The organism is Cytobacillus sp. FSL K6-0129 (assembly GCF_038007625.1).
In the GTDB taxonomy this organism is placed as follows: Bacteria; Bacillota; Bacilli; order Bacillales; family Cytobacillaceae; genus Cytobacillus; species Cytobacillus kochii.
In genome coordinates this window covers 1,060,203-1,074,700 of record NZ_JBBOXM010000001.1, presented here as the reverse complement: position 1 = coordinate 1,074,700, position 14,498 = coordinate 1,060,203, and the positions used below count along the sequence as shown (strand labels likewise).

14 protein-coding genes and 1 riboswitch are annotated in these 14,498 nt (G+C 36.9%); of the genes, 12 read left to right on the top strand and 2 right to left on the bottom strand.

From position 1 onward, the window contains the following. The first annotated feature begins 12 nt into the window (after nt 1-12). Nucleotides 13-480, top strand: coding sequence for a 6,7-dimethyl-8-ribityllumazine synthase (gene ribH / locus MHI57_RS05120; RefSeq protein ID WP_095372940.1), 468 nt, complete (start codon nt 13-15; stop codon nt 478-480). Between the two features lie 128 nt (nt 481-608). Then, on the top strand, nt 609-1,598 hold the full coding sequence (dapF, locus tag MHI57_RS05115; protein WP_095372941.1) for a diaminopimelate epimerase: 990 nt from the start codon (nt 609-611) through the stop codon (nt 1,596-1,598). 311 nt (nt 1,599-1,909) lie between these two features. Here dapF and ligD read toward each other — a convergent pair whose 3' ends face one another. Next, nucleotides 1,910-3,115, bottom strand: coding sequence for a DNA ligase D (gene ligD / locus MHI57_RS05110; protein ID WP_340975290.1), 1,206 nt, complete (start codon nt 3,113-3,115; stop codon nt 1,910-1,912). 111 nt (nt 3,116-3,226) lie between these two features. Between ligD and MHI57_RS05105 the strand changes: the two genes are divergently transcribed. The 10 genes from MHI57_RS05105 (at nt 3,227) to MHI57_RS05060 (ending at nt 13,514) form a co-directional block, all read left to right on the top strand. Next, nucleotides 3,227-4,132, top strand: coding sequence for an ATP-dependent DNA ligase (locus tag MHI57_RS05105; protein ID WP_340975288.1), 906 nt, complete (start codon nt 3,227-3,229; stop codon nt 4,130-4,132). A 94-nt stretch (nt 4,133-4,226) separates the two neighbouring features. Next, complete coding sequence (locus MHI57_RS05100) at nt 4,227-4,481, top strand: spore coat protein (protein ID WP_233435229.1); 255 nt, start codon at nt 4,227-4,229, stop codon at nt 4,479-4,481. A 205-nt stretch (nt 4,482-4,686) separates the two neighbouring features. Then, nucleotides 4,687-5,547 (top strand): non-homologous end joining protein Ku, encoded by an 861-nt coding sequence (gene ku, locus MHI57_RS05095; protein ID WP_340975286.1) that lies wholly within the window; start codon nt 4,687-4,689, stop codon nt 5,545-5,547. A 66-nt stretch (nt 5,548-5,613) separates the two neighbouring features. Continuing rightward, on the top strand, nt 5,614-6,255 hold the full coding sequence (locus MHI57_RS05090; protein ID WP_095372947.1) for a phosphatase PAP2 family protein: 642 nt from the start codon (nt 5,614-5,616) through the stop codon (nt 6,253-6,255). A gap of 15 nt (nt 6,256-6,270) precedes the next feature. Next, nucleotides 6,271-7,761, top strand: a complete 1,491-nt coding sequence (gene glpK / locus MHI57_RS05085; protein ID WP_340975285.1) for a glycerol kinase GlpK — start codon at nt 6,271-6,273, stop codon at nt 7,759-7,761. Nucleotides 7,762-7,798: 37 nt separating this feature from the next. Continuing rightward, nucleotides 7,799-9,445 (top strand): glycerol-3-phosphate dehydrogenase/oxidase, encoded by a 1,647-nt coding sequence (locus tag MHI57_RS05080; RefSeq protein WP_340975284.1) that lies wholly within the window; start codon nt 7,799-7,801, stop codon nt 9,443-9,445. A 729-nt stretch (nt 9,446-10,174) separates the two neighbouring features. Then, nucleotides 10,175-10,257: riboswitch (ZMP/ZTP riboswitch) on the top strand. Nucleotides 10,258-10,296: 39 nt separating this feature from the next. After that, complete coding sequence (locus MHI57_RS05075) at nt 10,297-11,139, top strand: bifunctional 5,10-methylenetetrahydrofolate dehydrogenase/5,10-methenyltetrahydrofolate cyclohydrolase (protein ID WP_095372950.1); 843 nt, start codon at nt 10,297-10,299, stop codon at nt 11,137-11,139. Nucleotides 11,140-11,380: 241 nt separating this feature from the next. Further along, on the top strand, nt 11,381-11,581 hold the full coding sequence (locus MHI57_RS05070) for a cold-shock protein (protein WP_095372951.1): 201 nt from the start codon (nt 11,381-11,383) through the stop codon (nt 11,579-11,581). Between the two features lie 183 nt (nt 11,582-11,764). Beyond that, nucleotides 11,765-13,228, top strand: a complete 1,464-nt coding sequence (locus MHI57_RS05065) for a DEAD/DEAH box helicase (RefSeq protein WP_340975283.1) — start codon at nt 11,765-11,767, stop codon at nt 13,226-13,228. 85 nt (nt 13,229-13,313) lie between these two features. Further along, nucleotides 13,314-13,514 (top strand): cold-shock protein, encoded by a 201-nt coding sequence (locus MHI57_RS05060; RefSeq protein WP_095372953.1) that lies wholly within the window; start codon nt 13,314-13,316, stop codon nt 13,512-13,514. A 140-nt stretch (nt 13,515-13,654) separates the two neighbouring features. On the opposite strand, the gene MHI57_RS05055 is transcribed toward MHI57_RS05060, so the two are convergent. Further along, nucleotides 13,655-14,473, bottom strand: coding sequence for a GNAT family N-acetyltransferase (locus MHI57_RS05055; RefSeq protein WP_340975281.1), 819 nt, complete (start codon nt 14,471-14,473; stop codon nt 13,655-13,657). Between the last annotated feature and the right edge of the window lie 25 nt (nt 14,474-14,498).

Below are 14,498 nucleotides of genomic sequence, written 5' to 3'. Positions count from 1 at the left end.
GAGTGAAGTAGAATGAATACAATACTAGAAGGACATTTAATTGGAACGGGAATAAAGGTAGCTGTTGTTGTATCACGTTTCAATGAGTTTATTACAAAAAAATTATTAGATGGTGCATTAGATAGCTTCAAGCGTCACGATGTGGCTGAAGAGGATATTACGGTAGCTTGGGTACCAGGAGCGTTTGAAATTCCTCTAGCTGCGAAAAAACTTGCGGAAAGTGGCGAATACGATGCGGTTGTTGCCCTTGGAACAGTTATTAGAGGGGCAACACCACATTTTGATTATGTGAATGCAGAGGTAGCCAAAGGAGTGGCAGCAACTTCATTACAAACTGGCATTCCAGTAATTTTTGGTGTGTTAACAACTGATTCTATTGAACAAGCGGTTGAGAGAGCGGGTACAAAAGCAGGCAACAAAGGCTGGGATGCAGCTGTTAATGCGATTGAAATGAGTAATTTTAATAAACATTTTCGTTAAAAATTAATTTTCTTTGCTCCCTCTTTCTTTTTCTCGTTATAATAATATTACGTTTATATTCACATGAACAATGGTAAAAACATGTATAGAAGATAAATGAAGAGCCTAAAAGAGAAAGAGGGTTTATGATGAAATTAGAATTAATTAAATGTCACGGTTCGGGAAATGACTTTTTTATTATTGATGAAATGGAGCAGTCCTTCGGGTGGAGTGATGAAGAACGAGCGAAATTAACGATTAGTCTTTGTAATCGTGGCAGTGAGCTCGGTGCGGATGGGATTTTATTTATATTAGCCAGTGAAGTTGCTGATGCAAAAATGCGCGTATTTAATGCAGATGGTTCAGAAGCTTCCATGTGTGGTAACGGTCTTCGTTGTGTCGCGAGGTATGTTTGTGAGAAACTGAAAATCAAAGAGGCGACAATTGATACGATGAAAGTAACCCTTCATGTTAGTAAAGAAAGCGATATTTATAAAGATATCCCTACTTACAAGGTAGAAATTTCACCGGTGTCATTTGATGTTGCTACTTTACCACTTCACATCAATCAGCACCAATTAGTCAATGAAAAGATGGAAGACCTTTCGGAAGATATCGCTTTTACTGCTCTTTCTGTACCTAATCCCCATCTTGTTGCTATTGTCGAAAAAGAACAGATGCAATCAGATATTCAAGAAGAAATAAGTTTGTATGTCAACGGAGAAAATGATTACTTTCCTGATGGTGTAAATGTGAGTTTCGTCAAACCACTACCAGAAGGTGGGATTTTTGTTCGTACGTATGAAAGAGGGGTGGGCTTTACGAATGCATGTGGGACAGCGATGTCGGCTTCAAGTTTAGTCACATGTCTGCAAAGTATCAATACCTATGAGCAGCCGATTGAGGTTTATAACAATGGTGGTAAGGTCCGTTGCATTGTTCATAAGCAAAATGATAGCTTTACAATCGACCTTATTGGTAATGCTAGCTTTGTCTATCAATGTACAATTGAGATAGATATAAATCATCCAGGGACATTTACCGTCGATAATAGCGAAGAATATATTGAAGAAATGATGCAATATGCGAAGTTGCAACAAGAAGCTTCTGCTTTTTTAACCAAGCAATTAAATGCTTAAGAAATGTTTAAGAAAAAAGGGTTTTGGACCGAAACGGCACTATGAGTAAATAGTGTTGGTTCGGTTTTTTGTTTTTTCATCTGAATAACGCGCAGGAATTGCATTAGCAGGTCGTTTCATATGTGTTTTCGCTCCTTGATATCGTGCATGCTGAATGAGCAAAACGTTCAAATCAGTTTTAGCTTTTGAGTGATACGTAAACTGAAAAGGCAATCGTTTAAATGCGTTTTGGCTTTGGATAACGTGCATATCAGATTTACTTAGCTTTCACTTCCTAAAACACAAAAAATCGCATATGCTTGCGTATAGTTTTATCCTTTTAATGAATCTATAATTTTTGCAATCGTGTCATTTTTTGTTTCGAAAAAGGTTGCCATTGGACAGCAATCAGTTAAACGATACTTGCGGATGTTGTCTAGTGAAAAATTCTCCCGCTGCAGTTGTTTATTTACTTCATCCCAATAGAGTGGGGCTGCTATTATCGCGCCTTCTCTGCCTCTAGGAGAGTATGGAGCAATCATCGTTTTTCCTTCTGCATGCTGTATATAATCGATATATAACTTTTTCCCGCGATTCTTTTTCATTCTTTCTGTCGTAAATAAATCTGGGTTTTTCTCAACTAAATAGGCTGCTATGAACGAAGTAAACAGTCTGGTATCTTCATAAGAAAAATGATGATGCATAATTGGGATATGTACTTGTATACCCTTACCTCCAGTTAATTTTGGGAAGCCGATAATATTTAATTCTTCGAAAATCTTACTTAGTTTCTGTGCAGCATCAACAGCTAGTAGAAAGTGTGTTTCATCTGGTGGGTCAAGGTCGAACACAATATCTACCGGATGGTCGCTGCCAATTGTTTCAAAAGGGGTATGATACTCTAGTGCTAATTGATTACCTAGCCAAACAAGGGTAGATAAATCATTACAAAGGATATAGTCGATTTCGTCTTTTGTAAAAGAATTCACAAATGACGGTGCATAATCAGGTTTATTCTTCTGATAGAAACATTCTTTCCCGATATAGCCATGTGGATAGCGAATGGTTGTTAACAATCTATTCTTCACAAACGGTAACAACCGTGGAGCGACGCAAACAAGATATGCAATGAGCTGCTCTTTATTGATTTTTGGGTTGTCCCATAACGGTTTTTCTGGGTGGGTCACTTCTATAGAAGAGTCGATATTTGCATTTTCTATCAGTAATCTCTCCCAAGTACATGTTTCCCATTGCTCAGTTGGTAAGAATTGCATAAATTGAGGGTGGATCAAGGTATCCTCCATTATGTCGGGAAAGCAAAGTTGAATACAAATGCTTGGGGAGATGCTGTATTTTACTTGACTTACTTTTTTTCCATTCTTTTGAATCAAGCTGACTAAAATAGCCAATTCTTGTTCATTTAGACCTTCGGAAAATTCGCCCATTGCCTTTACTTTATTTTGATATACGATACTATATTCAAACTGATTAGTTGTAACATTCCAGCCAGTAATAAAGAAACGACCTTTTTTCCTCATATGATCTTCAACCATCCTTTTTCTAGATTTTGGTTTACATTCATAAAACCTATTACACATGGTCATAGTATGGTTAGATTAAAAAAAGACATACAAGTGAGGATCGATCCAATGAAGCCAATTATTCCTTTTGAACCAAAAATGACAAATGAGATTCCAAATGGCGATCAATGGATAGCGCAAGTAAAGTGGGATGGTACAAGGATATTGACTTATTATGAAAAAGAGAATTTAAGGATTTTTAATCGAAAAGGAAATGAGCGCACCATCCAATATCCGGAATTACATCAATTACCCTCATTAATTAAGGGGAATTCCTTCATTTTAGATGGAGAGGTAATCGCTTTTCAAGACGGTGTTCCCTCTTTTTATGATGTGATGAGAAGAGATCGGCGGAAGAATACGGTAACAATCAATCATTTACAGACAGAAATTCCTATTACTTATATGATATTTGACCTCTTATATTTTAACGGTAAATGGCTGATTGAAACCCCATTATATAGACGCCAGGAGATGTTGAAGGAAATCATCCAGCCAACAAATGAGATTCAAATCGTCCAAAGTTTTAGAGACTGTCAATCATTATATGATGCTGTTATAGAGCAAAGATTAGAGGGTATTGTTTGTAAGGATTTATATAGTGCTTATATATTAGGAGGAAAAGATGAACGCTGGTTAAAAAAGAAAAAAGAACAGGACCTTATTGCTATTGTTGGAGGGGTTACTTATAATGGAGCACTTATTCGTTCAATTGATTTAGGTATATATAATGAAAAGGGTGAGCTTATTTATATCGGCAGTGCAGGCTCGAGCAAGCTTACTTTAAAGGATTGGCGTGAAGTGACTGAAGTGACTAACCAAATACTTCAGGGAGAAAGTCCGTTTCATAATTATAGCGGCTTATTGAAAGATCATGAATGGCTTTCTCCAATTTTAAAAGTGAAGGTTACTTTCTTAGAGTGGACAAAAGATCATACAATGAGGCAACCAGTCATTCAGTCGTTTGTTTTTTAAATCGTTTTCGGATAGGTTTTTGCCTACAGCAAATTTAGGTGTTTTACATAGTTTATAAGGAGTATATAAAGAGAACGACAGAGGAGGTTAAATGGTGAATCAACACTTTTACCCGGCATATACACAGACTCACTTATATAGAAGGCCTTATGGTGGTCGTCCTGGTTTTGGGGGAGGGCCAGGCTTTGGTGGCCCCGGCTTTGGGAGACCTGGTTTTGGTTTTGGTGGTCCATTTTTAGGTGGTGTAGCGGCAGGTTTATTAGGTGGCGCATTATTAGCACCTCTGGTGTACCCGCCTTATCCACCATATCCTGTATACCCACCATACCCACCTTATCCGGTTTATTAAAAAAATGGCTCAGATTTCACAAACACCACAGATTCAGCTGTGGTGTTTATTGTTTTTAATGCTTGTTTTTTTGTGAAGACAGTGTTAGATGAAGAGATATAAAAGAGATATAAAAGAGATGTAGCTAATCTTACCAACATTGTACGTGTATATGAATAATCCTCAGAGAAAAAATACAATTAATAAGAATGGAGGAGGTTTTCTGATGCACACAATGTGGAAAGGAAGCATTAGTTTCGGTTTAGTCAATATCCCGATCAAATTGCATGCGGCAACTGAAGATAAAGATATTAAATTGCGTAATTTGCATAGTAAGTGTCATTCGCCTATTAAGTATGAGAAAGTTTGTCCTGTATGTGATGAATCTGTTGAACAAAGTGATATAGTGAAAGCATATGAGTACACGAAAGGGAAATTTATCGTACTTGATGAAGAGGAATTACAAGCGTTAAAAAAAGAAAATGAAGATAAAGCAGTGGAGATTTTAGATTTTGTCAAAATCAATGAAGTAGATCCGATATATTTTTCTCGATCTTATTATATATCTCCAGGAGATAGTGGATCGAAAGCTTATGCCTTGTTAAGGGAAGCTTTGAAGGAGTCTGAAAAAGTAGGGATAGCGAAAATCATCATTCGTGCAAAAGAACAGCTAGCCCTTCTAAGAGTTTTTCACAATACTTTAGTAATGGAAACCATCCATTTTCCTGATGAGGTGAGAAATTTTGCAGATGTGCCTAATATTCCTGCAGAAGAAAAAATAGCCAAAAAAGAATTAGACACCGCATTGTTATTGATAGACCAACTAACGACAACATTTGAACCTGAGAAATATACAGATGAATATCGCCAAGCACTTCTAGAGTTGATTGAAACAAAGAAAAATGGGGAAGAGGTAGTAATAACAAATCAACAGCAACCAAAGACATCCAATGTTACTGATCTTATGGCTGCATTGCAAGCATCCATCGATCAAACAAAACCAACACAACCGAAAAAAGAAAAAACGACGACGAAGTCAAAAAAGAAAAAATCAACGAGTGCTACAAAGACAAAGAAGGAAGCATAGTTTTGTTTATTCAATTGGAGAAGTCTAGACTTCTCCAACTTCCTAAAAAATATAAAGGAATGGGCAATGAAAAAATCAACCTTATACATAACGACAAACATCATACTATTCATTCTATTTTTAGGTATGTTTTTGTTTATCGTTTTCGATTACACAAACAATGATCTTGCTTGGTTTGATATGGAGGTCATTCATATTGTCCAGCAAAATGTAACTCCTGCATTAACCACATTTATCGATCGTTTTACTTTCCTAGGTTCTGTGCTGTGGTTTGTCATAGCCACAGTTGTTGTAATAGTCCTTCTTGTCTTAAAAAAGAAGTATGCATTAGCTATTTATATTTGTTTGACATCGGGAGTAGGGGCTCTTTTAAATTGGACTCTTAAGCACTATTTTAAAAGGGAAAGGCCAGATATCCTTCCATTAATTGAAGAAACTGGCTATGCCTTTCCAAGTGGACATTCAATGGGCTCGTTTATATTCTACGGATCGCTTGCTTTTGTCATCATTCATGTAGCTAAAAAGACAAGTATGAAATGGGCTGTAGCAATCATCATGGGGTTACTGATTTTGTCGATTGGGTTAAGTAGGATATATTTAGGTGTCCATTACCCTAGTGACGTAGCGGCTGGTTTTTTGGTCGGAGCGATTTGGTTAATGCTTTCAATTATGGTTTTTCATATGTATGAGCATATATTTAATAAATAAAAGGAGAGGAAAAGGTTGGAAAAATATATTCTTTCATTAGATCAAGGAACAACGAGCTCTCGAGCAATTTTATTCAATCATGAAGGGGAACCAGTACATAGTGCGCAAAAAGAGATTAAACAGTATTTTCCGAAACCTGGATGGGTGGAACATAATGCGAATGAAATTTGGGGAAGTGTACTGTCAGTGATTGCTAGTGTTTTATCAGAGGCAAATGTTACTCCCATTCAAATTGCCGGTATAGGTATTACGAACCAACGAGAAACAACAGTTTTATGGGACAAAGAAACGGGAGACCCCATCTACCATGCCATTGTTTGGCAATCTAGACAAACGAACGACATCTGTAAAGAGCTTAAGAAAAACGGAATGGAAGAGAAGGTGCGTCAAAAGACTGGTCTATTAATTGACCCTTACTTTTCTGGAACAAAGGTGAAGTGGATCCTAGATCATGTGGAAGGTGTACGTGAAAAGGTGAAAAAAGGGGAAGTATTATTTGGGACCATTGATACATGGCTTATATGGAAATTATCCGGTGGTAAAGCTCATGTCACGGACTATACAAATGCGGCAAGAACTCTAATGTTTAATATTTTTGACCTGAAATGGGATGAAGAACTGTTAGATTTATTTGGGGCAAACCATTCTATGATGCCTGAAGTGAAAAGTTCTTCAGAGATATATGCAGAAACGGCTCCTTATCATTTTTTCGGTCAGTCAGTTCCTATAGCCGGCGCAGCAGGTGATCAACAAGCTGCATTATTTGGTCAAGCATGTTTTACTGAAGGTATGGCAAAAAATACGTACGGTACGGGCTGTTTTATGCTCATGAATACAGGTGAAAAAGCAGTACATTCAGATAATGGTCTCTTAACAACGATAGCATGGGGGATAGATGGTAAAATCACCTATGCGCTTGAGGGGAGTATTTTCGTAGCCGGTTCTGCTCTTGGATGGTTACGAGATGGTTTGAGGATGTTAAAGCATGCGGAGGATAGTGAAGATTACGCAACAAAAGTACAATCAACAGAAGGTGTGTATATGGTACCTGCATTTGTTGGTTTAGGTACACCTTATTGGGATAGTGAGGTAAGGGGAGCTATTTTTGGATTAACTCGTGGAACGGAAAAGGAACATTTTATAAGAGCCACTTTGGAGTCACTTGCCTATCAAACGAAGGATGTATTACAAGCGATGATTGAGGATTCGGGGATTGATATCACTTCTTTACGGACGGACGGCGGTGCAGCAAAAAATAACTTTCTCATGCAATTCCAAGCAGATTTACTGGATACAGTTGTTGAACGGGCAAAGATTAATGAAACGACAGCTTTAGGAGCAGCATATTTAGCAGGCTTGGCTGTTGGTTTTTGGGAAAACAAAAAGCAACTTACCAAGAAGTGGGATCTAGATAAAGAATTTCAACCAGAAATGGATGAAAAAGAAAGAGATAAACTGTATCAAGGCTGGCAAACAGCAATCAACGCAACAATGGCATTTAAGTAAGGTACTTCACCATTTGAAAAAACAGGAGGGTACGAAAATGAAATTTTCTGTGAAAAATCGTTCTACTACCATTCAGCATTTAACTAACAATGAGTATGATCTCGTTGTTATCGGTGGAGGTATTACAGGAGCTGGAATTGCCCTTGATGCTGTGACAAGAGGGATGAAATTAGCTTTAATTGAAATGCAGGACTTTGCTGCAGGAACGTCAAGTCGCTCAACTAAACTTGTGCATGGTGGTCTTCGTTATTTAAAACAATTAGAATTTCATGTCGTTTCTGAAGTAGGAAAAGAACGGGCGATTGTGTATGAAAACGGCCCTCATATTACAAAACCAGAATGGATGGTCTTACCTTTTTATCAAAAAGGAACTTTCGGGAAGTTCACAACATCAATTGGGTTGAAGGTCTATGATTTCCTTGCGGGAGTTAAAAGAGATGAAAGAAGAGAAATGTTAAATAAAGAAGAGGTGCTAATAAAAGAACCATTATTGAAAGAAGAAGGTTTACTTGGTGGTGGTCATTATGTGGAATACCGGACTGATGATGCACGGTTAACTATTGAAGTGATGAAAGAAGCCGCTCATCGAGGAGCAGATGTGATTAATTATGCTAAAGTAACTGATTTTGTTTATAGGGATGGAACGATTATTGGTGTTGAGGTGCAAGACCAACTAAGTAATGAGTCTTTTCAAGTTTTCGGAAAAAAATGCGTGAATGCAACCGGTCCTTGGGTGGAACAGCTTTTAGATAAAGATGAGCAAATGAAAAATAAATCTTTAAAACTAACAAAAGGTGTTCATATTGTCATCGATCATTCTATTTTCCCATTAGAGCAAGCTATTTACTTTGACAGTGAAGATGGTCGAATGATTTTTGCTATTCCAAGGGAAGGGAAAACCTATGTTGGAACGACCGATACCTTTTATAAAGGTGATCCTGTGCATCCTTCGATAACAGATGAAGATAGGCAATATTTACTGAACGCAATTAAAGGGATTTTTCCAAACGTGAAGGTGACAGAAGCAGATATCGAATCTAGTTGGTCAGGTGTGCGTCCACTTATTCATGAAGAAGGAAAGTCACCGTCAGAAATTTCGAGAAAAGATGAAATCTGGGTGTCAGAGCACGGTTTAATTACGATTGCTGGTGGTAAATTAACAGGTTACCGGAAAATGGCCGAGACAATTGTAGACAAAGTTTCGTTTATGTTAAAAGAAGAATATCAACTATTGTTTTCAAAAAGTATGACAAAACATCTACCGTTGTCAGGTGGAAGAGTAGGCGGAGCAAAATATTTCCCTACTTTTATTGAATCAAAGAAACAGGAAGGGATAAAAGCTGGATTAAATGGAGAAGAGTCTCTTTATCTCTTAAGGCGTTACGGTTCAAATGCGCCGGTTTTATTCTCTTTGGTTAAGCAATATCATAAAGGAGAGCATCTAATCCCACGAGTCTTATGGTTAGAGCTAAAATATGCAATTGAATATGAAATGGTTGTTTCGCCTGTAGACTTTTTTTTCCGCCGGACAGGCGCATTGTTGTTTAACATTAAGTGTGTGTTCACATATAAAAAGGCTATCATTGAGATCATGGAAGATGAGCTTGACTGGACAGTTGAACAAACACGATCATATACGAACGAACTAAATGAAGTAATTAAATGGGCGACAAACAAAGGGTGAAAAGATCGTGGGTGACGACGGGATATAGTGAGCCTCTCTCATATCCTGTCGTATAAAACCAATGAATTTGACATATATCTACCAAAGTACTATAATAGATTGTGGTATTTGAGATAGAAAGATAGTCGGTAGTCATACGGCTTTTCTTGATGTGAAAGTTACTCTTTAGAGTAAAGTTCGCTAAGCAAGGTTTATAATTAAGAACTATTTTGTGGACAACTTCATAAGTAAGTTGAAATTCTTCTTAAATCATCTTCTATTTACCCATAAATGAACTTTATATGGTTACTTCAATAATTAAACCCCAATATACAATTCAACAAAGAGTTACTTTTCTCAAGAACAAATGAAGATTTAACCTGATTCTCACTGGCGCAGCTTCGGGGTTGCAAGGATGGAAGAGAGGTAGGGCTTTCGTTGTTTTAGGTAAAGAACTTATTGAAATTTAATAATCTCAAATATAACCAGCGAACCGTCATTGAAGCGGTTCGCTTTTGATTTATTCTTTATAATAGAGATAAAGTCGTGTAGCGTTAATTAAGATAAATTCCCTTCATTTATGTAGTTCTCAGCATTACCTTTGATTCTCAACAAAAATTATGCAATAATCAACCAATAATCAAATGTAAAGTAATAAAATAGCCTATGACGTAAATTCAAAAAGGCGAACAATAAGCGTATTTTTTATTGAAACATATGTGTTTTCTGTTATAATAAAGAGGAAGCTGAAGAAATCGCAGTAACTGACGACATTGCGGAAATAACCGCTGGGGAGCTGCGTCTATGTTTAGCCGGTCGTCTGGGCAGAGGTAAGTTTTCCTTATCTCTTTTTTATTTCGGAGGGAATAGACATGGAAGAAAAAACGATACTAGACGGACAAAAAGTTTCGAAAGATGTAAAAGAAAACTTAAAAGAAAGAGTATTAAAATTATCGGCACAAGGAGTAACGCCTTGCCTAGCTACTATTTTAGTGGGAGATGATCCATCTTCTGCTACGTATGTACGTATGAAAGGTAACGCCTGTGAAAAACTGGGTATTTTATCAAAGAGAATACATCTAGATGCAAGTATTTCTACTGAAACACTCATAGAAACGATTCAGGATTTGAATAATGATAAAAATGTACATGGGATCCTATTGCAACATCCAGTACCTGCACATATAGATGAAAGAAAAGCATTTGAAGCGATTGACATCGAAAAGGATGTGGATGGTGTCACCAGTCTTGGCTATGGTCAAACAGCACTTGGTTTTGGGGTTTACCCATCTTGTACACCTGCTGCTATTATGGAAATTATTGATTTTTATGATATTCCTGTTGAAGGGAAAAATGCAGTTGTGGTTGGAAGAAGTCCTATTTTAGGTAAGCCTGTTTCTGCATTACTACTCAATCGTAATGCAACCGTAACGACTTGTCATTCTAAAACAAAGGATTTAAGTGAACATTTAAGCAAAGCTGATATTGTTGTTGCAGCTGTTGGGAAACCTAATTTTATTCAAGGAAGCTGGCTAAAAGAAGGGGCTGTTGTGTTAGACGCGGGATACAACCCAGGAAATATTGGCGATGCTCATTATGATAGCTGTTATGAAAAAGCATCTGCCATTACACCTGTCCCTGGTGGAGTGGGCCCTGTAACGATTTCTATGTTATTAAAACACACTGTAGCTTCCGCAGAGAAAACGGTTCAGTGAGAAATAACTATTGACATCTAGCGATAAAACAATGTATTATAAAATATACGCTGTAAAGTTCGTTATATATTATTTGGATAAGTGGTCGTAACTGCAAGAAATGTAGGCGATTGTACTCTTCATTTCTTTCAGTTACGGCCTTTTTAACTTCATAAGAAAATTAAAGTACGAGGCATTCCACTTTTCTCTATAAGCTTATATAATTATGACTTTTTAGTGATTATTTTTTGGAGGTATTATCATGAATAACGGTAAAGTAAAATGGTTTAACGCAGAAAAAGGTTTTGGTTTCATCGAGTCTCAAGAAGGACAAGACGTATTCGTACATTTCAGTGCGATTCAATCTGAAGGTTTCAAAACTCTTGAAGAAGGTCAAGAAGTTACTTTTGAAATCGTTGATGGCGACCGTGGCCCTCAAGCTGCAAACGTTGTAAAAGCATAATAATGCGGTGATGCATGGCCTTTCATGCATCACCTTTTTATGTGAACTACTCCCCAACCGTTCTTATACCGTTACAATGATTTTACTTTTATTGCTTATAAATTGATAAAAATTAATGGAAACTGGATACACTCATACTATAGATTATTTTGAAGTATGTTTGAAATACAAGGAGGATTTATCTTGGTAAAATTTTCGGATTTTGGTTTAAGTACAGAGCTAGAAAAAGCTCTTTCTAATATGGGTTTTGAAGAGCCAACACCTATTCAAGCACAATCACTACCAATCGCATTAGCTGGTGCGGATATGATTGGTCAAGCCCAAACAGGTACTGGTAAAACAACGGCATTTGGTGTCCCAATGTTAGAGAAAGTAACGAAAGAAGATGGCATTCAAGGTTTGGTTCTTGCTCCAACAAGGGAACTAGCTGTGCAAGTGGCTGAAGAATTAAATCGTATTGGACAAGTGAAAGGAATCAGAACTTTACCGATATATGGTGGTCAAGATATTGGTAGACAAATTCGCGCACTTAAAAATCGTCCGCAAATAATCGCTGCCACACCAGGCCGTCTAATTGATCATATTGAAAGAAGAACGATTCGTCTAAACAATATTAAATCAGTTGTTCTAGATGAAGCGGATGAAATGCTAAATATGGGCTTCATTGAAGATATTGAAAGAATTCTTGGTGAAATTGAGCATGAACGTCAAACGCTTCTTTTCTCAGCAACAATGCCTAGACGTATTCAAACTCTAGCTGAGAAGTTTATGAATGACCCACAAATTGTTCGTGTAAAAGCAAAAGAGTTAACAGTAAAAAATATTGAACAATCTTATATCGAAGTGCATGAAAAACAAAAATTTGATGTATTATGCAGCTTATTGGATATTCAATCTCCTGAACTTGCGATTGTATTCGGTAGAACGAAAAAACGCGTAGATGAAGTGGTAGAAGGATTAATTAAACGTGGATATTCTGCAGAAGGTATTCATGGTGATATTCCACAAGCGAAACGTGATCAAGTTATTCGTCGTTTTAAAGATCAAACAATCGATATTATGGTAGCAACAGATGTTGCCGCACGTGGACTAGATATTTCAGGCGTTTCACATGTCTATAACTTTGATATTCCTCAAGATCCTGAAAGCTATGTGCACCGTATTGGACGTACTGGGAGAGCTGGGAATAAAGGTTTAGCTGTTACATTTGTTTCTCCACGAGAAATCGATCACTTGAAAATTATTGAAAATGTAACAAAGACAAAAATGAAAAAAGAACCAGTGCCAACGTTTAAAGATGTTGTTGCAGGTAACCAACGTGTGACAATTAATCGTTTAATGAATACGATTGATAAGAATGACTACGATGAGTATAAGCGTATTGCAGAATCATTGTTAGAAGATACAGATTCAGTGACAGTATTGGCAGCAGCATTAAAATTATTAACAAAAGATCCAGATGTCACACCTGTAAAAATTACAGCTGTAGAGCCACTTCGTTCGAAAAAACCTAAAAATAGAGATGGACGTAACCGCAGTCGCTTTGGTGATCGTCCGAGATCTGGTGGAAGAGATCGTAAAGGGGGCGGACGTGACTATAAAGGTCACGAAAGACGTCGTGTAAAAAATAATAAGGGCCGCGATTGATTAAAATAAAGTAAATTGTGGTATATTAGGAAATGCAGGAGATTATTCCTGTGAGTTTTTCAAATGTTTAGGAGGAAAAGAAAAAATGGCAACAGGTAAAGTAAAATGGTTTAACGCAGAAAAAGGATTTGGCTTCATTGAACAAGAAAGTGGAGATGACGTATTCGTACATTTCTCTGCAATTCAAACAGAAGGCTTTAAAACATTAGATGAAGGACAAGAAGTGTCTTTTGATATAGAAGAGGGGCAACGTGGACCTCAAGCTGTAAATGTGACAAAGCTATAATACAAATGTTCAATCAAAGAAAAAAGATCACTTCCATTGGGGAGTGATCTTTTTCTTTGATTCATGGTTATTAGTACTCCACTGCTGTATTTGAAGAGATTTATATAGAAACCCATTCAGATGGAAACGAATGTGATTGCCTATCTATGGTTTTTATTGAAATGATAATAATCCTGACTGCCACACTCTTTAAATCCGCACTTTTTATAAAGCATGAGTGCCCGGTTATTCTGAACTTCAACCTCTAGGTGAATGGAATAATGCCCTTCGTATTGTTCAATGATTTGACGCAATACTTCACTTCCTAACCCTTTACCTTGTTCATCGGGATGAATGGCGAACCCGTATATCCATAAATGATGATTCCTTATTTGAAGACGTATCTTACCGACTCTCTGATTGCCATCGCAAATGACTAGTAATTGATTATCTTGTTTATGTAAATTGAAATCACCATTGATCGCTTTAGCATCCTCTTCTGAAAGGTTAAAACATAGTTGATCGATTCGGTTGCAGAAAGTAGAGTCTGCTAATTCTGCGATTCTGAGATGAATATTTCGCTGCTCTTTTTTTGTCGGTTGGTCTCCTTCATAGACCATTTGATATTCTGTGTAAGCATAAGGTTGTTTCCATGCAGACATAACGGTAGTACCCGTATGTGATTGACCTGGTATATTAATTAGTACTTTTTGATAGTGGTCAATCATCGGCAAAGCTTCTGTAAATAATGAAGAGAATATTCCTTTTCTACGATAATTAGGATGAACCATACCACATATTTCAAGTTTTGACCCGAATGGATAAAGTGCAACAAAACCGATAAGTTGACCATCAATAGAGTGCTTGTACAAAGGTGTTTCGGTTTGGGAATTTTCTATCATATCAAAGTTTAATTTAAGAATGATATCATCATGTTGTTCACAAATTTTTTGCAACTGATAGATCTCGTGAATATTCATATTCTTCACACTCCTTTAAGCTATT